The organism is Neobacillus mesonae, assembly GCF_023715155.1.
Lineage (GTDB): Bacteria > Bacillota > Bacilli > Bacillales > Cytobacillaceae > Neobacillus > Neobacillus mesonae_A.
This window is the reverse complement of sequence record NZ_JAMBNQ010000050.1, coordinates 1-23452: the sequence shown is the minus strand read 5'-3', so window position 1 is coordinate 23452 and position 23452 is coordinate 1. Positions and strand designations below refer to the sequence as shown.

General features: G+C 38.5%; 18 protein-coding genes. 13 read left to right on the top strand and 5 right to left on the bottom strand.

All coding sequences use genetic code 11. The annotated features are described in order from the left end of the window. Positions 1-341: 341 nt before the first annotated feature. Entirely contained in the window at positions 342-1859 is a 1518-nt protein-coding gene (locus tag M3183_RS24220; protein ID WP_251473926.1) for a glycine betaine uptake BCCT transporter, read from the top strand. 583 nt (positions 1860-2442) lie between these two features. Further along, positions 2443-3504, top strand: coding sequence for an LLM class flavin-dependent oxidoreductase (locus M3183_RS24215; protein WP_251473924.1), 1062 nt, complete (start codon positions 2443-2445; stop codon positions 3502-3504). A 418-nt stretch (positions 3505-3922) separates the two neighbouring features. On the opposite strand, the gene M3183_RS24210 is transcribed toward M3183_RS24215, so the two are convergent. Next, positions 3923-5617, bottom strand: coding sequence for a ribulokinase (locus tag M3183_RS24210; RefSeq protein WP_251473923.1), 1695 nt, complete (start codon positions 5615-5617; stop codon positions 3923-3925). A 197-nt stretch (positions 5618-5814) separates the two neighbouring features. Between M3183_RS24210 and M3183_RS24205 the strand changes: the two genes are divergently transcribed. Next, positions 5815-6912 (top strand): alcohol dehydrogenase catalytic domain-containing protein, encoded by a 1098-nt coding sequence (locus M3183_RS24205; protein WP_251473920.1) that lies wholly within the window; start codon positions 5815-5817, stop codon positions 6910-6912. Positions 6913-7130: 218 nt separating this feature from the next. Further along, positions 7131-7916: a DeoR/GlpR family DNA-binding transcription regulator gene (locus M3183_RS24200; protein WP_251473919.1), complete on the top strand. Its 786-nt coding sequence runs from the start codon at positions 7131-7133 to the stop codon at positions 7914-7916. Between the two features lie 71 nt (positions 7917-7987). Here M3183_RS24200 and M3183_RS24195 read toward each other — a convergent pair whose 3' ends face one another. After that, on the bottom strand, positions 7988-10234 hold the full coding sequence (locus tag M3183_RS24195; protein ID WP_251473918.1) for an FAD-dependent oxidoreductase: 2247 nt from the start codon (positions 10232-10234) through the stop codon (positions 7988-7990). 194 nt (positions 10235-10428) lie between these two features. On the opposite strand from M3183_RS24195, the gene M3183_RS24190 reads away from it, so the two are divergent. From M3183_RS24190 to M3183_RS24160, 7 genes are all read left to right on the top strand, one after another. After that, positions 10429-11241, top strand: a complete 813-nt coding sequence (locus M3183_RS24190) for a helix-turn-helix domain-containing protein (protein ID WP_251473917.1) — start codon at positions 10429-10431, stop codon at positions 11239-11241. A 260-nt stretch (positions 11242-11501) separates the two neighbouring features. Then, on the top strand, positions 11502-12428 hold the full coding sequence (locus M3183_RS24185; RefSeq protein WP_251473916.1) for an ABC transporter permease: 927 nt from the start codon (positions 11502-11504) through the stop codon (positions 12426-12428). Then, on the top strand, positions 12428-13315 hold the full coding sequence (locus M3183_RS24180) for an ABC transporter permease (protein WP_251473915.1): 888 nt from the start codon (positions 12428-12430) through the stop codon (positions 13313-13315). Before M3183_RS24185 ends, M3183_RS24180 begins: the two co-directional genes overlap by 1 nt. 27 nt (positions 13316-13342) lie before the next feature. After that, on the top strand, positions 13343-14881 hold the full coding sequence (locus tag M3183_RS24175; RefSeq protein WP_251473914.1) for an ABC transporter substrate-binding protein: 1539 nt from the start codon (positions 13343-13345) through the stop codon (positions 14879-14881). Between the two features lie 32 nt (positions 14882-14913). Beyond that, complete coding sequence (locus M3183_RS24170) at positions 14914-15948, top strand: ABC transporter ATP-binding protein (protein ID WP_251473911.1); 1035 nt, start codon at positions 14914-14916, stop codon at positions 15946-15948. Beyond that, positions 15935-16966 carry an ABC transporter ATP-binding protein gene (locus M3183_RS24165; protein WP_251473908.1) on the top strand — a complete coding sequence of 344 codons (1032 nt, stop codon included), beginning with the start codon at positions 15935-15937 and terminating at the stop codon, positions 16964-16966. Before M3183_RS24170 ends, M3183_RS24165 begins: the two co-directional genes overlap by 14 nt. A gap of 580 nt (positions 16967-17546) precedes the next feature. Continuing rightward, on the top strand, positions 17547-17756 hold the full coding sequence (locus tag M3183_RS24160) for a hypothetical protein (protein ID WP_251473904.1): 210 nt from the start codon (positions 17547-17549) through the stop codon (positions 17754-17756). A 204-nt stretch (positions 17757-17960) separates the two neighbouring features. Here M3183_RS24160 and M3183_RS24155 read toward each other — a convergent pair whose 3' ends face one another. Both M3183_RS24155 and M3183_RS24150 read right to left on the bottom strand, forming a co-directional pair. Next, positions 17961-19334 carry a glutamate decarboxylase gene (locus M3183_RS24155; protein ID WP_251473946.1) on the bottom strand — a complete coding sequence of 458 codons (1374 nt, stop codon included), beginning with the start codon at positions 19332-19334 and terminating at the stop codon, positions 17961-17963. A gap of 423 nt (positions 19335-19757) precedes the next feature. Then, positions 19758-20648, bottom strand: a complete 891-nt coding sequence (locus M3183_RS24150) for a LysR family transcriptional regulator (RefSeq protein WP_251473901.1) — start codon at positions 20646-20648, stop codon at positions 19758-19760. Between the two features lie 177 nt (positions 20649-20825). On the opposite strand from M3183_RS24150, the gene M3183_RS24145 reads away from it, so the two are divergent. Together M3183_RS24145 and M3183_RS24140 are read left to right on the top strand one after the other, a co-directional pair. Further along, positions 20826-22040 (top strand): MFS transporter, encoded by a 1215-nt coding sequence (locus M3183_RS24145; RefSeq protein ID WP_251473897.1) that lies wholly within the window; start codon positions 20826-20828, stop codon positions 22038-22040. A 156-nt stretch (positions 22041-22196) separates the two neighbouring features. Next, positions 22197-22682 carry a CBS domain-containing protein gene (locus tag M3183_RS24140; RefSeq protein ID WP_251473894.1) on the top strand — a complete coding sequence of 162 codons (486 nt, stop codon included), beginning with the start codon at positions 22197-22199 and terminating at the stop codon, positions 22680-22682. A gap of 304 nt (positions 22683-22986) precedes the next feature. Here the strand turns inward: M3183_RS24140 and M3183_RS24135 are convergent, their stop codons facing one another. Beyond that, positions 22987-23322 (bottom strand): hypothetical protein, encoded by a 336-nt coding sequence (locus M3183_RS24135; RefSeq protein ID WP_251473885.1) that lies wholly within the window; start codon positions 23320-23322, stop codon positions 22987-22989. Between the last annotated feature and the right edge of the window lie 130 nt (positions 23323-23452).

The window sequence follows — 23452 nt, the reverse complement described above, 5'->3', positions numbered from 1 at the left end:
AGGTTGAAATAATTCATATTAGTAGATATCGTTTCCTATTTATACTAAACTGATATAGTTGACTCTTTGTCGAAAAATAGGGAATCGCCTAGATCTCCTTATATGGAAGAGGAATACGCGGCATATTAATAGGTTTTCATTTGTTTTCGGCTTTAAAAGGTGAACAATTTTTTCTCATCAAACTAATAAGCGTCTCTAAGGGGATTTACCATTATTCATGTGTTCTGTATTGTGGAAACAATGGGATTTGATGAGAGAAAGTTGATGTTTTTAAGGAAGTGGAGAGAACAAGTGTAGTACTATTCATTAGAAATTTACTTTTATAAAGAAGGGAGCATTCGATGAAAAAAATATCAAGTGTTTTTTGGATTTCAATTGCAATTGTCCTCGCAGCAGTAATTTTCGGTGTTTCGGCACCTAAAAGCTTTGAAGAAGCAACAGGTAATCTCCAGGCGTTTCTTACATCAGCTTTTGGATGGTATTATTTAATATTAGTTTCAATCATTGTCATCTTTTGTATTTTCCTTATTTTTAGTCCTGTAGGGGCGATTAGATTGGGGAAACCTGGTGATAAGCCTGAGTTTTCAAATGTCTCATGGTTTGCCATGTTATTTAGTGCTGGTATGGGGATTGGTCTTGTATTTTGGGGAGCGGCAGAACCACTTTCCCACTTCATTAATCCTCCATTAGCAGAGGGCGGAACAGCTGCTGCACAAAAAGAGGCAATGAGATACACCTTTTTCCACTGGGGAATTCATGCATGGGCAATATACGCGATAGTAGCCTTAGCCTTAGCCTACTATCAATTTCGTAAAGACGAACCTGGTCTCATTTCAGCTACATTAAAACCTGTTTTAGGAAAGAGAATGGAAGGACCTTTAGGAATTGCTGTAGATGTATTAGCTGTTTTTGCAACGGTGATTGGGGTTGCGACTACTCTAGGGTTTGGAGCAGCACAAATCAATGGCGGGTTATCCTTTTTATTCGGAATCCCAAATAATTTCACCATTCAATTTATAATTGTTGTAGTTGTTACCATTCTTTTTATGATGTCAGCATGGTCCGGACTAGGAAAAGGAATAAAATATTTAAGTAACACGAATATGGTCTTAGCGATTGCATTATTTGCTTTAATGTTTATCACTGGCCCCACAATTCTTATATTAAACATGTTTACTGATACAATCGGTGGATATATTCAAAATATTGTTCATATGAGCTTTAGAATAGCTCCTCTTAATGAAGAACATCGCTCTTGGATTAATGGTTGGACCATCTTTTATTGGGCATGGTGGATTTCATGGTCCCCATTCGTAGGAATCTTTATTGCACGTGTATCAAAGGGTAGAACAATTCGTGAATTTATAGTTGGCGTTCTATTACTTCCTTCCCTTGTAAGCTTTTTGTGGTTTGCTGTATTTGGTACATCAGGGATTGATGTTCAGAATGCCGGGAATGTTGATTTAACAAAATTTGCAAATGAGGAAGTCTTGTTTGCAATCTTTCATGAATTCCCATGGTCGACGCTGCTTTCAACCGTAGCCGTAGCGCTTGTTTGTACATTTTTTATCACTTCTGCTGACTCAGCAACATTCGTCCTTGGAATGCAGACAACATATGGGTCACTAACGCCGCCTAATTCTGTAAAATTAACCTGGGGTATTGCCCAGTCTACTGTAGCCTTAATTCTATTATATAGCGGCGGATTACAAGCACTTCAAAATGCATTAATTGCTGCCGCATTCCCATTCTCATTTATCATTTTATTAATGATGCTTTCTCTTTACCGTTCATTAACCAAAGAGAAAAAGGAACTTGGTTTATATTTTAAGCCAAAATCACATAAAAAAGTTTCTTAGTAAATGAATGTGATAATACGAGCATTAACTCACAAATAACTCATTGTTTCCCACATGCAAACTGAACACGTAGAGTGCGTTTTATCTTCTATTTTTTAGATGAAACAAAGGCAAACTAAACTCTTCCTAATTAGACCCTGATTTCGCTCGGAAAATTTCCATGCGATTTCGGGGTCTTTTTCCTTTTTGTCTAAATTCACCTTTTAATCCTATACAAAAATCATCAAAAACAACGGTTGTCTTTTTCCAATATTTATTTCTTTCTCAGAGGCAAAAGACATTAGCAAAGAGACTTCAATAAGGAATGCTGTTAATGTATCTTCTTGATTTTTAAATGATATTATAAAATATATTATACATTCCCTCTAAGTTTTCAGAGGCAGGGTCAACGAATAGAACGGAGCAGGGGCAAATTTCCCGCCAAAGATAGTGCAGGACTCGAATCGTTTTTTTTGAAAATGAGGGAGCTTGTTAATAAGAAGCAACGAATTTGAAGAAAGATGCGGAGGTATTTTCATTTTAGTCACCTTAGCCTTTTCTGGAAATCGCATCGAATTAGCTTCATAAAATTGGAGGTATTCAATTGGCTGATAAGAAAAATGCAGGAATAGAAATTGGTATTTATACACTTGCGGATATTGGTCCAGACCCTTTAACTGGAAAGACGATTTCTGCTCAGGAAAGAGTGAAAGAAATTATTCAAGCCGCGAAGCTTGCTGATGAAGCGGGACTAGATGTATTTGGAGTTGGAGAACATCATCGTCTGGATTATGCTGCTTCTTCTCCTGCGGTTTTATTGGCTGCTATTGCACAAATAACCAATCAAATTAGATTAACAAGTACAACAAGTGTTTTAAGTACGCTTGATCCTGTTCGTTTATATGAGGATTTTGCTACATTGGATTTACTTTCAGATGGCCGAGCTGAAATTTTAGCTGGAAGGGGAGCATTCATAGAATCATTCCCTCTTTTTGGTTATAGTACAAACGATTATGATGAATTGTTTGAAGAACATATGGGTCTCCTATTACAACTTACCCAAAATGAAAATGTTACATGGTCAGGAAAATTCCGTTCCTCTTTAAGGAATGCTGAAATTGCTCCAAGACCGGTACAAGAAAAATTACCAATATGGATTGGAGTCGGAGGCACACCGGAGAGCGCCGTTCGTGCTGGAAGATTTGGGGTGGGAATGGCTTTAGCTATCTTAGGTGGTAGTCCAGAACGTTTTAAGCCGCTTGTTGATCTTTATCGTCAAGCTGGGATAAAAGCTGGACATGCATCAGAGACATTGAAGGTAGGTGTAACCGGTCATGCCTGCCTCGCTAAGACAACTCAGCAGGCAAAAGACGAGTTTTATCCTTATTATTCTAATTATTGGGGATATGTGAACCGTCAGCGTGGTATGGGGACAAGAATGTCAAGGAATGATTTCGAACATATGGCTGGTCCGGATACGGCTTTGTTCGTGGGAAGTCCACAGCAAGTTATCGAAAAGATTCTTAAACAATACGAACTCTTTGGACACCAACGTTTCCTTGCACAGTTAGATATAGGCGGACAGCCTTTTAAGAATGTAGCAAAAAGTATTGAATTATTAGCATCAGACGTTGTTCCAATAGTCCGAAGAGAGACAGGGAAATAACTCTTAAATCTTAAACTATTTTCAGATATCATAAATCAGGATAATTATTTAAATACCAGAAAAATGGCCTACAAATGGTACTGCGTCAAGAAGATAGATTCAAATTTTCTAACGTGCTTATGATTGGAGGCCTTCATAAAAAATTTAAGTGAAGGACTTAAAAATTTTTATGAAGGCCCTAGTCATTGCTTTGTCCATAACCCAACCTATTATTTTTCGAAAATATAAGTATTGACGAAGCCGGAAAACCAGCTCTCATTGGTTGGAAATAAGTGTTATCCGTTGTCAAAAACTTCTTTGGTTTGCTTCCTTTATCCTGTCGAATTTAGAATTACTCTACCTGGAGGCACTCAAATTTATTGAGTCCCAATTTCGAAGTAGAGTACGCCTAAATTGATGATTGAGAAATTTATAAAGACTATTTTTCACTTGCCATCTCTTGTTTTAGTGCATTAGTTCTTTTTCGAAGTTTCATTAATTCAGACATTAGTGAGGGATTATCAACTCCAAAATAGTTATGAAACTTCTCATAATGAGTATAGAGCTTTAGATACGTTTGAACATTTTCATCAATGGGATAGGAGACTTCTTCGGATGGGATAACCATGTTTGCCATTGCCTCATCAACTGTATCGTAACCTCCATTAATGCTTGTTGATGCTACCGCGCCAAGTATACTCGCACCAATGCCAGGAGCAAATTCAGAATGGGAAATATGAATAGGCATATTCAGGACATCTGCGTAAATTTGCATCAGTAATCGATTTCTCTGTGGAATCCCACCGCTTGCAATAATTTCCTTTATCTCCATACCCGCCTGTACATAAGCAGCGATTATTTTCTTAGCACTAAAAGCAGTAGCTTCAAGATAGGCCCGGAATATTTCTTCGGGTTTCGTATGTAAAGTTAAACCTGCTATTATTCCTGATAAATTTGGATTGGATAAAGGGGACCTCGTCCCATTATGCCAATCGAGTGCCAATAATCCACTTTCACCAGGAGCTTGTATAGATGCCTTCTGCTCTAATAATCGATATAAGGAAATATTTCTTTCCTGTGCCTCTTTCTCATATGATGCAGGTATGTGGTTTTTGACAAAGCTGCCAAATAAATCACCAACAGCAGGCTGTCCGGCTTCATAAGCATAGAGACCGGGAATAATGGCATCTTTCACCACTGAAATACCGGTAATTTTTTTTAGCTCTTCATGAACCATTAGATGACAAGTAGAAGTTCCGATTACCATTAGTAAGGTACCTGATTTTGAAACCCCATGCCCAATAACAGCGGAATGGGCATCGATTATACAGGCTGCTACTGGGAGACCAACTGGAAGCAACAGTTTATCGGCCCATTCCTTGGATAAGGTGCCAGCCCTTTCCCCAATATTTTTTACTGGGCCAGCCAGTTTATCTAGAAGTGAATGCCCAAAGTCCGGATGGATTGATTTAAAATAATCATTTGGAAAGCCATCCTCTTCTGTCCAATATGCTTTGAAACCGAGTCCACAATTGTTGCGCGTAAGTTCTCCAGTTAGAGTTGTTGTGACCCAATCACCGGCTTCAATAAAATAAGCAGCTTTATGGAATACATCAGGTGCTTTTAAGAAAGTTTCATAGATTTTCGGAATGGCCCATTCCTCTGAGATGTTTTGCCCGAGTCTTCGGAACCAGACTGCGTCTTCTTCCTTTGCGAGCATATACATTTTATCCTTAACAGGAACCTCTAAACGATGCTTCCATAGCTTAACCCACGCATGGTGATTCGTTTGAAATTCCCTTTTAAAGCAGAGCGGAACATACTGGCGGTCTACCGGCAGGACGGTTGACGAGGTGAAATCAAAGCCCATTCCAATTATTTGCGATGGGTCAATTTGTACTTTCTCCAAGACTTGAGGGATGCCTGCTAGTAAGACTTCTAAATAATCTTGTGGATCCTGAAGTGCAGTCCCGAATGGCAATTCATAAGGGATTCGTTCATCATTTGACACTATCACTCCATGTTTATATGGAATCACTACAGTTCCAGCAATTTCTCCTGTATGAACATTTATGAGTAAAATCCGACCAGATTCCGTACCAAAGTCAACACCGATTGAATAAAGAATAGTCATAAAAAGCTCCTCTCTACATGTTTATGAACATTAATTTAATAGAATAATGGAAAACAAATGAGCAAATAGAAAAAATAATAAACAAAAGTGAACATTTATGATTGACAATTCTGATAAGTTAATAATATCATATTAATGAGCTTTTAAAAACATTTTTAAACAAAAATGAGCATTTTTAGTGAAGAGGAGGTATTACAATGACACAGACTATGAAAAACATCGTAGAGTCACACGTTTATCGATTAGAAACTCCCTATCAATTTAAGGTAGAAAAGGTTAATCGCCATTTTTCAGAAAATGAGGTAGTAGTTGAACCATCACTTGCAAGTATTTGTCACGCAGATCTACGATACTTTACGGGGAGTCGTAATCCAGAAGTATTAAAGAGGAAACTTCCAATGGCTTTACTTCATGAGGGAATTGGTACAATTATTGAAAGTCAAGCACCTGAACATCAGATTGGTCAGAGAGTAGTTATCGTCCCAAATTTACCTGGCTATTTACTGAAACATACGGAAAGAGAAGATTGCTGTCTTTCCTGCCAAAGTGAAGCAAGTGAGAATTATTGTGAACAAGGAGCTTTTTTAGGAAGTGGATATGATGGAATTGGCCAAAGTCGGCTTGTATTGCCTTCGGAATGTGCCATTCCAATTCCCCCCGAAATTCCAGATGAAATCGCGGTATTGGCTGAATTATGTTCTGTATCATATGAAGCTATTTTAAATATTGCTCAATCTATTACAATGGATAGTAAAGTGGCGGTGTTCGGGGATGGACCAGTAGGATATTTAACAGCTGCATTACTCCACCATGTTTATAATCTTGATGCAGACCAACTGACTGTCTTCGGGGCTGATGAATCAAAGTTGGCTAATTTTACGTTTGCAAACTGCAAAATGGTACAATCAACGGATTTTAAAAATGATATTAATCTAGATATAGTTGTGGAGTGTACAGGGGGGACGTTTTCTGAATCAGCCATTAACCAAGCAATAGATGCTTTAAATCCCAAGGGGAAAATCGTGTTAATGGGGGTGACCGAAAACAAAGTTTTAATTAATACACGTGATGTCCTTGAAAAAGGAATAACGCTTCATGGGAGCAGCAGAAGTACGTACAAAACGTTCCGAACAGTTATCAATGCCATGTGTGACCAAAACTATCAAAGAACATTACGTAAAATATTACCGCAAATGGTGAATGAAATCCGTAATGAGCTGGATTTTTATAGAATTATGAAGGAAGCAGAAGAGCACCGGTCATGGCAAAAGGTTTTGTTACAATTTCATTGGTAATATTAAAAATAAGTTATGGTAAATCTCTTTCTATTTGAGTAAAAATGTTTAATAATATAAAAGAAATGTTTGTTTGATAATGACAATATCATAACAAATGTAAATGTCTGAAACCTTCCCAAAGGAAGGTTTCTTTATTGATAATTCTTTACCATTCTTTAACCATATTGTTTTGGGAAGTATTTTAACTAAAAAGCATAAAGTTGAGGTGTATTGCCTTGTTAGCAGCGGAGAGAAAAAAGCTAATTATTGAGTTTGTTACACAGCAAAAAATGGCATCAGTACCAGAGTTAGCTGAAAAATTTGATGTCCATGAAGCCACCATTCGAAGAGATTTAGCGGAGATTGAAAAGGAAGGATATCTTCGCAGGATTCATGGAGGTGTGGTATTGGAGGAGGAAGTATCGTTTGAACCATCCTTTTCTGAACGTTCAACGGAAAGAATCCAAGAAAAACGTGAAATCGGTAAGCTTGCAGCGGCTTATATCCAAAAAGGTGACAATATCATATTAGATTCTGGTACGACAACTCTTCATATTGCTCGTAACATTACTCATTTAACGAATATAACAGTTATTACGAATGATATTAACATTGCAAGTGAATTACGTAATTGTAAGGGAATCAAGGTAATTGTTACTGGTGGAGTATTGTATCATGAGAGTTTTATGTTAAATGGATTGGTAACGAATGACATGCTTCGTAATGTTCATGTACACAAAGCTTTTATAGGTACACCTGCTATACATGCGAAATATGGTATTACCCATTTTGATGAACAATTAGTATCAGCCAAAGCATGCATGATAGAAGCGGCAAAAGAGGTGATTGTTGTAGCTGATCATACGAAAATCGGCGGCGTATCACTCCATACCGTTTCGCCAATCAAAAATATTGATATCTTGATAACAGGAAGCGAAGTGTCAGATTCGCAAATAGCTAAATTCCAAGATGCAGGTATTGAAGTGGTTATTGCACAAGAAAAAGCAGATCATCAAATATAATTAGCATCTGTTTTGTTGTGCTGGAACATAAAAGACTCAGATTTTATTCAAATCTGAGTCTTTTATGTTCATTACCTCAAACGAATGGACACAACTTCTGCAAAGCGTGATCCATTAGTAGCTTCAATAATAAGTTTTACAGCATCAGTAGTGATTGGCTGCTCCAATTGAAACTGTCTTCTGCGCGTGTGATTTTCTTTTTCTGCAATGATTTCTTTCCACTCTCCATTTAACTGTGCTTCTATTCTGAAATCCTTTACCACTTCTGGAAATGCTTCAAATGGTGTTTTTTTATCATGCAGATTATTTAAATCTTCATTAACATCATTATTGAAGATGACCTGTATTTCTGAAATTGTCCTCGTTTCAGGGAGTTTTACTTCTATCCATTCATTTTTTCCTTCTTGCATTTCTGCAGATGACCACATATTTGGACCGCCATATGGACGTAAATAACCATTGAGAACTTGTTCTGGCCTAAAGGAATTGGTTTCATCATGTAGACGAATACAGAAATGATCGCGTCCTATCGGCTTTTGACTCCACTGTACAATTAACTGTTGATTATCGATTGCTTGAAGAAGCCGTGAAATATTCGCTGACTTTTCACGTACAAAGCCAAGTGTACCCGTTTGAGGTGTTGTTGTTTGATGGATAGAAACGGCATCATTTTCTCGAATAATCACAAAGGCATTTTGTGGTGAATCAGGTATCCATGGAAGTTCGGCCGTAACCCATTGTTTTTCTCCCTTAGTAACATGAACACTATCACTAGCCTGCTGTTTATTTGGAATATAATTCTCCAATCGACCTGTATCCCACAACTCGACCTGAAGTTCTGTATCCATTGAAGAATCTATTAAAATATCAATTTTCGATATTTTAGGATTGACTGGTAGAATAAATGCGATATCATTTGTTAGCTGCATCACCTGTTTTGATGAAGGTAAAGAAATCTCTGTCAAATAACTGGAAGCTTCTACCGTTGCGCCTGTAGTTAAGTCCGCTTCGTATGGTACACCAATGATGGCAGCATCGTTCCAAAGAAGTTTTTGTTGTAATTCTGTTATATAATTTTTACAAATATCTCGAGGTGTTACACCTTTATCTACAGCTAAAGCTGCACCTGCTCCAGCTGCTTCACCCATGACAGAACAAGTGGCCATGACACGTGTCGCACCAAAGGCAACATGGGTGGCACTAATATTCCGTCCGGCAAACATCAAATTATTAACGTTTTTCGAATATAGGCTTCTAAATGGAATTTGAAAATTCCCGTCCGTACAGAATAATTTTGAAATATACTCACTTGCATACATGCCTTCTGGTGGATGTAAGTCAATGGACCAGCCGCCAAAGGCAATATTATCGTCAAACACTCTTTGATTTACTAAATCATTCTGAGTTAAGATATAGTCTCCTATAAAACGACGGTGTTCACGTTTTCCTGGAACACTGCCTACCCATTCAAGGGTCATATTTTCTGCATCAAACTCACCAGAATTTTTGATATAATCCCAGATTCCATATATAACAGACCAAAGTTCATCGCGAATATGCTCATTATCATGGATTGTATCTAAATGGGCTTCGCCGCCCCATTCAATCCACCAATAATAGCAGCCGTTATCCCCCGCTTTGAAAACCCGTTTCATTGGAATAGCTGTCTTTGTAATGTCCTGCGCAAAGCTTGGTGCAACAAATTTTACCGGATGGCCGGCATCCTTTGTATAAAAGAACATAGTGCTTCCCAGTGTAATATTATCCGATACCTCAGGAGCCCACTCCTCTTGGAATTCGTCATAAGATTCACGTCCAATCCGATATTTTGCCCCCGCAAGGAAACCAACAAAGCCATCACCGGAACAATCTAAGAACATGGGGCTTTCAAAGCGGATTTTTCTTTCGGATCCCATCATAAAGCCTGTCACAGAATGGATACGTCTATTATTTTCATCCCCGTCTGCTTCTACTTCATACACATTTGTATTCAAGAAAAGCTGAATATTCGGCTCACGGCGCACCGCCTCAAGAACGACTAAATCCCAATAGTACGGGTTGCCATCAGGATTTAAAAACTGGTTTTCCGTTAACATTTCGCCAATGATTCCAGTTTCGCGGGCATATCGGTTTACCCCTAACCCCGTTGCCCCTAAAACCCAAACACGAATTTCACTGCTAGAATTCCCGCCTAGGACAGGACGGTTTTGAACAAGTGCCACCTTTTTTCCCATTCTTGCTGCCGAAATAGCTGCTGAAACTCCAGCTAAACCTCCGCCGACAACCGTAATGTCTGATTGAACTGTTTCATGTCTCATCTAAAGCACCTCTTTTTCTTTTTATTAGCTGATGTTTTCGTATGAATACGTTTACTTATTTATGTAGAACAAATGAAAAATTCCCCCTTTACTCATGGATATTAATTTCTTTCATTATAGAGTCCGCTCTAGACTTATAACATGCACTTTTGTATCATTAACCATATAACTTTTTTCAGTTTAAGGGGGACTAAATGGATAAAAGATACTTTTGGACATGTTCACTGCGGATGCTGTCATATACCTTTTTTGCCCGCAAAGAAGAGTTTGTAGTAGATGAAGACATCTATGATTCTTGGATTTTGTTTATGATTGATAACGGAAGTTTTGACTATCAAATCGAGGAGGAGAGAGGTACGGTTGAGCAGGGGGATGTCCTTGTGTGCCCGCCAGGTGTTGCATTCCGCCGAATGATGGGAGCTCCAATTGCCTTACATTTTATTAGTTTTGAAATAATCACCAATTTAAAGCTAAACCAATTGGAATTACCGCATTATAAAACAACGATAACGGACCGGACACGATTTCACTCTAATATAAATTATTTACATGATTATAATTTAACAAATGACCCGAAGAAATTGATGCAGCAGCAGCATATGCTTAATGACATTTGGCAGCTGACTTGTAATGAATGGGATAACGAGCTCCACCCGAATGAATATCTATATCATACTTATTCAGGAGATCCACTGATGAATGACGCCTATGAGTGGCTTTTAAATAATGCCTATTCCAAATTTAATTTAAGCGGACTTGCGGAACGATTCGCTTTAAGCCCGGTCCAATTTTCACGTCGTTTTCAAAGGGAATTTCATATAAAGCCATCTGAATTCGTAAAAAGGCTGCGTATTCAAAAAGCTGCTCGTTTGCTTTTAGAGACAAATTTAACACTGGAACAAATTGCTGAACGGTGCGGCTATGATAATGGATTCTATCTCAGCCGTGTTTTTAGAAGGGCTATGGGTGTTAGTCCATCAGACTATAGAATTCAAAATATTATTTAGAATATTTTATTATGCATAAAAATGCTTATTTTTGTTGACATTATGGCAAAAGTCTGATTATATATGAACATATATAAACAAAAACATGCCGGTAAATGGGGGGGAAGAACAAATGACTATGATATTCTGCATTCCAAGATTTCAGAACCTTGCTACTATTTTGTGTTCTTTTACAAGTGTATGATAGCGCATTCAAATTACAAACTTTTTAGATTATTAAATTCCATTATTAGAAGATTAATTGAAAGGAGCTGTACCCTATGGCAAGTTATTTAATTCGAAGATTCTTTTACTCGCTCTTTGTTATCTGGGGGGCCATTACCATCATCTTTGCGGTGCTCCGTATTATACCAGGAGATCCAGCAGCTGTCATGCTTGGAAGCAATGCGACCCCGGAACAGATACACTCACTAAATGAATCGCTCGGATTGAACAAACCGCTCTTTGTACAATACGGGCAATTTATTGTAGATGTTTTACGTCTTGACTTTGGTGAATCCTTCAGACTTGGGGGACCTGCATTAACACATGTTTTAGAGAGGCTTCCATTCACTATTACGTTAGCATTTACAGCAATATTATTTGCCATTATCATCAGTTTTCCGCTTGGTATTCAAGCCGCACGCAAACCAAATGGAGCGGCAGATCGAATCATTTCATTTGTTTCCTTATTCGGCCAATCACTTCCCACTTTCTGGGTGGGTATTGTCTTAATCCTTATTTTCTCAAGGGTTCTTGGTATTTTACCAAGTGCTGGAGCGGGCTCGGTTGCGCATCTAATTATGCCTGCGTTTACTTTATGCCTGCCTTTCATTGGTATGATTGTAAGATTAGTGAGGAGCGGTATCCTAGAAGAGCTCCGGCAGGGATATGTTCAAACTGCTCGATCAAAGGGTTTAAAGCAAAATTTTATTTTATACATTCATGTACTTCGTAATGCCCTCATTCCAGTTGTTACAGTTTTGGGGCTGTTACTGGGAGAATTTATTGGCAGTGCCATTATTATTGAGGTTGTCTTCTCGTGGCCTGGTATTGGAAGGCTTTTAATCAATTCCATTCTTTATAGGGATTATGCAGTTGTTCAAGCTGCCATTGCTTTAATAGCCGGAATCTATATCATCCTTAATCTTATCGTAGATATTCTATATGGCTACATTGATCCAAGGATTAGAGTGGAGGAATCGTAATGGCTGAACTCAATCTAAATAATACATTAGAAAACGAACCCGAATTTATTCCGGTAGTAAAGAAGAAAATCAATTGGAAAATTCTTGTCCTAAGTATGCCAGTTGTATTCTTTGTATTCATAGCCATTTTTGGACCGATGCTCATCGAATATAACCCGGTAAATACGGATACAGCGAATCGACTTCTTCCGCCTGGATCGCAAATTGGTCAACATACGGCTTGGCTTGGAACTGACCAAATTGGTCAAGATGTTCTTGCACAAATTATTCATGGCGCTAGAATTTCCCTATCTGTTGCGGCTGCCACCGTATTAATAGGCGGTGGGATTGGTGTCATTCTTGGCTTACTATCTGGGTATTTCGGGGGCTGGGTGGATACAGTTATTATGCGTATAGCGGATATCCAATTATCGTTTCCGACGATTTTACTTGCTATTTTAATCGCTGGTGTTCTTGGCCCTAGTGTGACGAATGTCATTATTACGCTCTCTATCACTAGGTGGGTAACGTTTGCTAGAGTTGTTCGCGGGGCAACAATCTCCGCAAAGAATAAGGACTTTGTTGATTCTGCAAGAGTCATCGGTGCTTCCCATTTCCGAATTTTAACGAAATACATCCTGCCAGTTTGTTTGTCACCCTTGTTAGTCGTAGTCACCGTACAAATAGGTCTAGTTATTATCTCTGAAGCTTCACTTAGTTTTCTTGGCTTAGGTACACCACCAGACAATGCTTCATGGGGATTATTGATTTCCCTTGGCCGTGATTATATTAGTACAGCGTGGTGGATTTCTGTCATGCCTGGTATTGCTTTAGCTATATTAGTTGTTTGTGTTGGATTTTTGGGAGATACATTGAGAGATGAATCTGACCCTTATTTAAATAATTAATTAATTAATCTATTGGAGGGAAGCGTTATGAAGAAATGGTATTCAGTATTCCTATTTCTATGTGTTTTTGCGTTGGTGGCAACAGGATGTGCAGGAATAAGCGGTGACTCAGATGTTTCTGGTGACGCCAAATCGGATGGCAGCAACTCGAAAAAGCAAGAAATGACCGTAGCCAATGATGTAGGTATTATTTCTCTCGACCCATACGGTTCTGCTCATGGTGAACCAGCTACGATTTTAGCAGCTACTCAAATTTACGATACACTTGTTAAAAATGATGGTAACAAACTAGTCCCTAGCTTAGCAACTGAATGGAAACAGCCAGATGATCTTACATGGGTTTTCAAGCTGCGTGATGATGTTACATTCCATGACGGTACGAAATTAACAGCTAAAGATGTGAAAGCATCTCTTGAACAGTTAGTTACACGTAAAGAATCTCCATTAACAGTGTTATGGGCTCAATTGGATTCAGTTGAAGCGACAGATGATACAACGGTAACGATTAAAACAAAAACACCACTTGGGAATTTGCTATACAATTTAACACTGCTGTATATCACACCGGCTGATCAAGCAACGTCAAAGGATTTTTTCCGTAAACCAATTGGCAGCGGTCCGTTCAGAGTAGAATCCTTCCAGCCTGACCAAGACTTAAAGTTATCAGGAAATAAAGATTACTGGGATGGAGCGCCGAAATTAGATTCATTAACCATAAAGAATATTCCTGAAAATGCAGCACGAATGACAGCAATCGAGACAGGTGAAATTGACGCAACCTGGACGATTCCCGCCGATTTAATCGATCAATTAAAGCAAAATAAAGAGATTAATATTATGGATACACCAAGTTACTTTTACTACTTCAATTGGTTTAACAGCAGTGAAAAACCATTTGATGATGTCCGCGTGCGTAAAGCCATGTGGTATGCCCTTGATACAAAAGCCATTGTGAAAGATTTATTCGGTGATACGGCGGAAGTCATGAAAGCACCTATCCCTTCTTCTATTTTTGGTTTCTCAGAACAGACACCTTATGAATATAACCCAGAAAAAGCAAAACAGTTATTGAAAGAAGCTGGTTATCCAGATGGTTTTGAAACAAGGATGATATGGAGTAAAGGATCTGGACCGCAAATTTTAGAGCTTCAAAAAGCACTAACTTCCTATTGGGATAAGATTGGTGTAAAAATTGTACCGGATCAATTAGAAAGAGCGGAATGGATTGAAAAGCTGACTGCACTTGATTGGAATATGGATTTACAAACAAACGCCGTCATTAGTGGAGATGCGGATTACACATTAGGCCGTCTCTATATTTCACAAGCAAATCGTAACGGCTACAAAAATGAAAAATTAGATGAATTGCTTATTAAAGCGAAGCAGTCAACAGATGCTGATAAACGTGCACAATTTTACGATCAAGCCAACAAAATTATATGGGACGATGCAGTGGGAATTTTCCCATTGCAATTAAAGCAAATCTATGCCGTACGTAAAAATGTGAAGGGATTAGAGGCTAGTCCAACTGGGGCCCCTAATTTCCACAAAGTATCCATTGAATAAAAAGCCTTTCAAGGTTATCGAGGAGGTTTCTTATGGAAACAACTACAACAGCAACAGAATCAAATAGACCGATTAAAAGTGAACCACTTGTTGAGCTGCGGAACCTTTCTCTTGAATTCCACTCACGCAATAAAATAGCGAAGGCAGTGAATCGTATTTGTTTAGAAGTCTATCATGGAGAAACTTTAGCTATTTTGGGTGAATCTGGTAGCGGAAAGAGTGCCACGGCCCTAGCCATTATGGGACTTCTCCCTAAACCAGGCGGTGTCATTTCAGAAGGGGAAATTTTCTTTGAAGGTAAAGAACTAGTGAGATTGTCAGAGACCGAACGACGAAAATTATATGGTGAAAAGCTTTCGATTATTTTCCAAGATCCATTAAGTGCACTAAATCCTGTTTTAACAGTCGGTTATCAAATTGGCGAAGCGCTAAGAAAACGAAAAAGTCTTTCAAAGAATGAAACAAAAAAACGAGTTATTGAGCTAATGAAGTTAGTTCGTATTCCTGATGCTGAAAATCGTTACAAACAATACCCTTATCAATTTTCAGGAGGTATGCAGCAACGTGTCATGATTGCTCTTGCTCTTGCAATGAATCCAAAATTGTTAATTGCAGACGAACCAACCACTGCATTGGATGTAACGGTTCAGGCACAAATTATGCGTCTGCTAAAGGAGCTGCAAGAACGGAATCAAATGGGGCTTATTCTCATCTCACATGATTTAGGTGTTGTTGCAGAAAATGCCGATCGTGTAGCAGTGATGTACGCTGGACATATAGTAGAAATTGGTGAAGTGGAAACGGTCTTTAAGAATCCCGCACATCCGTATACTGTTGGGCTTATGTCGTCTATTCCTTCTGCTAGACAAAATGGTGATCGTTTACAGTCAATTGAAGGGTTGCCGCCAAACTTAGCAGATCCTCCAACCGGTTGTGCCTTTCACCCGCGCTGCTCGATGGCTACAGACCTATGTAGAAAAAAGGAACCCTTGTTAGAGGAAATAGCACCAGGACGTAAAAGTGCTTGTCATTTCGCAAAGGAAGTGCTAAATCATGAATCAATCTAATAAAAAGCCTATATTGGAAGTGCGTGACTTAGTCACTTCTTTTCCTATTAAGACTGGCTTATTCCGACGTACGACTTCTGAAGTGCAAGCCGTTTCAAGCGTAAGTTTTCAAATCTATCCTGGGGAAACTATGGGTCTTGTTGGCGAATCTGGATGTGGAAAGTCTACTGTTGCCCGTACAATTCTTGGACTTGAAAAGTCAAAAAGCGGCAGCATTTTCTTTGAAGGGAAAGATCTAACCAAGATTTCTAATAAAGAAATGCAAGTGTTAAGAAAGGATATTCAACTAGTCTTCCAGGATCCTGATGCATCTTTAAACCCTAGAATGCGTGTGAGAGATCTTATTACAGAGCCATGGTTGATTCATTCGGATATTGTCGAAAGAAAAGACTGGGACAAGGAAGTGGCAAAAATTATGCGGCTTGTTGGTTTAAACCCAAACAGTGCCCATCATTATCCACACCAATTTTCCGGCGGGCAGCGTCAACGTATATGCATCGCACGGGCGCTGGCACTCCGTCCAAAACTAATTGTTTGCGATGAAGCAGTTTCTGCACTAGATGTTTCTGTGCAGGCTCAAATATTAAACTTACTTCAAGATTTACAAAAAAAACTTGGATTAGCTTACTTGTTTATCTCTCATGACCTTTCAGTGGTTCGTCACTTATGTAATAAAATATCTGTTATGTATTTAGGTAAAATTATTGAAACGGGTGATCGTGACGATATTTTTGAGGCTGCTACACATCCTTATACGAAGGCCTTATTATCTGCCGTCCCTGACCCAGAGCCATGGTTAAGGCATGATAAGGATGAAATCATTTTAGAGGGGGATATTCCATCACCGGCAAATCCTCCAAGTGGATGCCGCTTTCGGACTCGCTGCTGGAAAGCACAAGAACTATGCAAAGTACAGGAACCAACATTAATTCCTCGTCGTCATGTTGGCCATTGCAGTGCATGTCACTTCCCGATGAGTGAGGAGGCTTCACCTGAAAGTGTTGTGACGAGAATGTAAACAGTGATAAAGAAGTCGCATGAAATTTTTCGTGCGACTTTCTTTATAATTACAAACCGTCTTTCATCCAATTTTAATATATCCTTTACAATCTAATTCTAATAAAAGTAAAAATGCATCCAGATTCTTAGTCGTACAATGGGTATTTGCAAAACACCTTGCTTTTTATATTGCTCTTCTGTATCGACTGGTCATAAAATGATGATTATTACCACATCTATGCACGCATTCGTGCATAGATGTGGTAATAAGGAACAGGTAAATAAAAAGGCAATGATTCATGCATAAAAGTGGATCAGGGGTGGCACCGATTCTGAGGGAAAAAAGGATGATTATCCTTTTTTTCAATTTGTAAATATAAAGGCAAATGACCTTTACAGAAAAAATAATGTAAAATTCAGAGGGAAATTATAAAGTTTTTGAAGAATAAATTTTGAGTGGTTATATAACCTTATAGCGAAGAGAGAAGGAGATATAGCAAAAATACCCATTAAACATATTTTGGCTTAAAAAGAAGGAACAAAATAATAAGAGTTTTATTGGTTAAAATATGTGTAAGAAACCGAAGGGGGGGAAATAAATGGCTGAGAATAAAAGAAATCGTGATGATATCGATGCAGGTGAAGCACTCGGAACAGGAGCCGGTGCTGTCGCAGGTGCTGCAGCGGGTTCTGTATTAGGGCCGATTGGTACAGTTGCAGGCGCCATTGCTGGTGGTGCACTGGGCAACAAGGCGGGCGAAGGTGCCGATGAATCTATGGACCGCGCTGCAAATAAAACCGATGAGTAGAAGCTCTATTTTCCTTCATTTATACATGAATTAGACTCCCGCGACGGGAGTCTTTTATATGACTTCCATTTGACTACCGGTTTTATGAACGACTATGATTTCTGATTTTCGCTTACCAAAGCTGTTACGCCTTCCGGCGGCAATAAAAATAGACTGACCGAAAAAAATCAGCTCCCTGATTCCTGCCTTCACAAACCATTCCAATCAATGACGAATACTAATATCACAGTACGTATTATGCGGTATTGGATTTTCTAAAGAATCTAGAAATGTCACGGCCTGTTTAAGGTTCTTCAAGAATAAATGAGCTAGGTTCATGGAAAATCCGTTCCGGACGACAACACGCATAATTGTTATATTTTCCATATCGGGGGGTAACGGATATGCCGGTACTTGCCAGCCAAATGTGAGCAATTGATCGGACAAGTTGTAAAGACTCCAGTTTGATGTATAACCTTCTTTCAACCGCCATGTTACTACCGGAATATCTGAACCATCTGTCACTACTTCAAAAGGACCCATGGTCTGAACCGCATTGCTGAGGAAATGTGCCGCTGATTGGGAAGCCAGTTGTACCTCATAATATCCGGCTTTACCTAAACGGAGAAAGTTATAGTATTGGAGTAGTACTTGTGTACTTGGACGTGAAAAACTTAAGGTATACGTTGGAATGTTCCCGCCTAAATATGACACATGAAAGATTAGATCCTCGGGAAGATCTTCAGCATCCCGCCAAATAATCCATCCGATTCCCGGGTACACTAGTCCGTATTTATGTCCGGAGACATTGATGGATTTCACTCTGGGTAATTGAAAATCCCACACCAAATTCGGTTGGAGAAACGGTGCTATGAATCCTCCTGAAGCAGCGTCTACATGTATCGGAATATCAAGACCTGTTCTGGATTGAAGCTCGTCTAAGGCTTTGGCGATTTTCTCAACCGGTTCATAAAGGCCAGTATAAGTTACCCCAAAAGTTGATACTACACCGATTGTATTTTCATCTACCTTAGCAATCACGCCTTCAGGGTCCATACTAGGGCTGTTTGGGGTAATGTTTACATAACGCGGTTCAATGTCCCAATAGTTCGCGAATTTCTTCCAAACAATCTGTACCGCAGAACTAAAAACAATATTTGGGCGATCAATCGGCTTCCCTTGTTTCTTACGCGTTTTTTGCCAGCGCCGCTTTAACGCAAGCCCCCCGAGCATGCATGCTTCTGATGAACCCGTTGTCGAAACGCCTCTCGTTTTTAGCGGACGAGGTGCATGCCAAAGACTGGCGATCATTCGTATACACCGATCCTCTATCGATGCTGTTTGCTGGTACTCACATTTATCAATTAAATTCTTGTTGAATGTATCGGCATATAAGCGGTCTGCAGAAGTGTCCATCCATGTGGTAACAAATGTTGCGAGATTAAGTTTAGGGTTGCTGTCAAGCGCCATTTCATCGTGGATCAATTGATATACAGCTTCAGGTAACATACCTTGATCAGGCATTTGAAAAAGTGGAGCAGCCCCTTGTCCATTGCGATAAGATAGAGGATTTATAGGAATGTTGTGAGAGGATATCATTTGCGTATGATAGCGCGGGCCCCATTTAAAGCTTCTTCTTTTTAACGTATTATGAAGATTGTCATAAGGGTCATAGATAGGTTCCCACAAGCTTCTTGTTCGATGTTTCTTTTTAGAAGATTGCGGTGAAAGGAAGGACGGCTGATATTTCATATATATGGCAGGCGGTGTGGAAAATGTTTGGTTCATTAATGAGCAGGGACCAAAATGGATAAAATAGGGATTAGACGATTGAAAATGACTATACATCAAGGCCCTCCTTAATCAACAATTAGTTAATAAGTATGAAGGGCCTTTAAAATGTAGAAGTAAGATTCTTTATACCGAGAGGAAATGGACAAGCAATGTGTTAATGATATAGAGAAATTGTTTGATGAATGGATGGGCTTTTCACATATCAGAATAAAGTGGAAAACCAAAGAATTATACTTTTCCAGTACGAGCTGTTCTTTTCTTCACAAACTCCTTAAAGTTTGTTACGGCAGGGGACATATATCCATTCGATCTCCATACCATTTGGATGACTCGAAAGCATTTTGGTGATTGTACTCGAATCATCGAAATTTTCTCTTTGTCTAAATTAGGTATGTACGGGACAATGGCAACTCCCAAATTAGCCCCTACTAAGTCTGAGACTGTCCTCTCCTCATATCCTTCAAAAACCTTCCTTGGAAGAAATCCTGCTTCATTACAGAGATTTTCTATTAAGTCATGAAGGGCTGTTTGAGGTTTGAACGAAATAAATGGATCGTCCGCTACTTCACTTAAATTTACCCGCTCTTTTCCCGCCAGCCTATGTGCAGTTGGAACAATTAGAAATAATTCTTCAGACAAAACGGGTATGGAACAAAGACCCTCATGCTGTTCCAGCGGCGAACAGAAGCCAATGTCAATGTTAGCAGCATGTATTTCTTTTAAAATTTTACTCGAAATATTTTGAGATAATTGAAATTGAATGTAAGGAAATTCTTTTTGAAAATCACTGATTAAATCAGGTACAAAACTTGAGCCTAGAGTTTGAATAAATGCGAGCGAAATGGCCCCATGGTGTGGATCGACCATATCATGGATTTTTTGCTTTGCCTCTCTCATTTCTGATAAAACCTGGTTTGCATGGCTTAGAAAAACCTTCCCATATTGGTTTAAAACGACACCTCGGCTTTTTCTCTCGAGTAAAGGGACACCAATTTCTTCTTCAAGACGCAAAATAGAACGGCTTAATGCTGGCTGTGAAAGATTTAATTCTTCGGAGGCTTTTGTTAAACTTTTATTTTTTGCAACTACATGGAAATAAAAAAGCTGGTCAAAATCCATACGATATTCTCCTATATAAAGCAGTGATATTACTATTATGCATAGATACTATAAAAAATACAATTATGTATGCATGACAAATGGATGTATAATGAGAAGGTCGCTTTCCATTCAAGAAAACAATCATTTATAGATGATTCAATTTACAAAAAAGAGAACTTAAGGGGGAAATATGGTATGAGTAAACCAAAATTATGGACGAAAGACTTCATAAATATTACGACTATCAGCTTTTTTATTTTTTTAGCATTTTATATTCTTTTAACGGCACTTCCGATTCAATTAACGAAAGAATTTGGCGGGGGTGCGGATCAGGCTGGTTTATTACTAACCTTATTTTTAATTGCTGCTATTGTTATTCGGCCATTTGCTGGTAAGTGGGTAAGTAGAGGATCACAAAAGAAAATACTGATTTTTTCTGCAACAGCATTTTTTATTGCCACACTATTTTACCCATTTGTCTCAAATATTTGGGTATTATATATCCTAAGAATTTTACATGGTATCACTTTTGGAATCATAACTACTGTGAAAGGTACCATTAGTGCAGAAATCATACCAGATTCAAGACGCGGTGAAGGGCTTAGCTGGTTCTCATTAGCAATGGGTTTGGCAATGGTTGTAGGTCCGGTAATAGGTCTTAATTTAGCTAACATAGGAGCATACAACACAGCTTACATTCTTTGTATTGTCGTTTCAGTGGTAAATATATTCCTATCAATGGTGATTCGTGTCCCAGAACAAGTGAAACAAGAAGAAGTCTCTAAAACGAATAAAAGGTTTAATCTACATGATTTAATCGATAAAAAAGCAGCACCATATGCACTTGTAGTATTTATTTTAGCATGTGCCTATTCAGGTATTGCTTCATTCTTAGCATTGTATGCGCAAGAAATTGACCTTGTAAAAGCTGCTAGTACGTTCTTTATTCTTTATGCGGCCTTAATGTTTGTATGCCGGCCATTTACAGGTGTATGGGCTGACCGCTATGGGGCAAATAAAATTGTTTATCCTTGTATTATTGTATTTGCCATTGGGATGGTAATGCTCTCATTGCCCCAAACAGCAGTCATTATGATTACAGCAGGTGCTATTATTGGAATCGGGTATGGCTCTGTTACACCAATCCTTCAAACACAGGTAATTAGTTCTGTTGAAAAACATCGTGTCGGAATCGCCAATTCTTTGTTCTTTAATTCAATGGATTTAGGTATGGCTATTGGTGCATTTGTGTTGGGAATTGCCGCTACTTCATTTGGTTTTAGCAGCGTCTTTCTTTTTGGAATCGGCCTTATTGTTGTTGGAGGTCTTGCGTACTTCGCTTTAGCGAGCGGGAGGAAAAAAGAGAATTCACATGCTGTAGAATTTATGTCTGAGACAAAATTGAAATAGAAATTCCTTTCAATAAATTTTGCTGCTCATAACCTAGTGGGTAAAAAGTTCATAAAATCGAAAAAGACGAACCCTTAAAATTGGAGTATCCTTAAATTAGATTAGATTTGTCCTTAACAAAGAAGGATAAATCTAATGAGAAGGGAGAAGGTTTAGATGCAAGTACGTGATTTTATGATTAGAAATGTTATAACAGCTAAGCATTCGACAACTGTCAAAGAATTAATTTCTATTTTAGAAACGAATCGTATTGGCGGTGTACCAGTCGTTGATGATAATGGGAATTTAGTGGGTATTATTTCAGACGGCGATATCGTTCGCTTTCTTTCACCACATAAAGAGAAGATATACTTAGCTTATTATGTCACCTATATAGAAGAGGCCCAAAAAATAGAAGATGTATTAAGAGAAAAAATGAATACCCCTATCAAGGAAATTATGGTAAAGAAAAATATTAAGACGTTAGCACCTGACGATGACTTTGAAAGTGCCATACGATTAATATCCAAACATCATTTTAAAAAGATTCCTGTCATTAATGGAGCAGGCAGAGTGGTAGGGATTATAAGCCGGGGGGATATCATCCATAGTTTATCAAAATCTATCTTTAAAGAAGATACTAATACTGAAACAACAAACTAACAAACGAAAAACCATACTAAGGATAACGGCTTTACTTAAGTTGTTCAAATAATAGATTCACGATAAAAATGCACACGCTTTTTCACTTATGGAATAGCGTGTGCATTTTTGTTGTATTATGGTGTTTTTTTACATAAGAAATCTCGGCGTAATAACAAGGGAAAGAAATTATTAGAGGGTATGTGAATTTGATGTGATTATTGTGTGAATGAAGGAAAGGATTGTAATGTACGGGGTGTTGTTCTATTAATTAAATTTGGTCGGCCAATAAAATAATTTCGTTAGCCCAGATGAAAGACAGAATTCAGATTTTTCGAAGGAAGAAGTCTTTCATAGCTTCGATGAAGGACAGAGTTTGGAGTTTTTGAGGGAAGTAGTCTTTCATAGCTTCGATGAAGGACAGAATTTGGACTTTTTGAGGGAAGTAGTCTTTCATAGCTTCGATGAAGAACAGAATTTGGACTTTTTGAGGGAAGTAGTCTTTCATAGCTTCGATGAAGGACAGGGTTTGGACTTTTTGAGGGAAGTAGTCTTTCATAGCTTCGATGAAGGAGAGAATTTGGACTTTTTGAGGGAAGTAGTCTTTCATAGCTTCGATGAAGGACAGAGTTTGGAGTTTTTGAGGGAAGTAGTCTTTCATAACAGTCAAGTCCTAGTTTTTGTGTAAAATCACTGGCAAGTGCTTTCATCCTATACCCTTTCATTTTTTTTGCGAAACTTCCATGGATTTTAAACTTCATATCCGGAAAGGGATGTCAAATGGTTTTCAA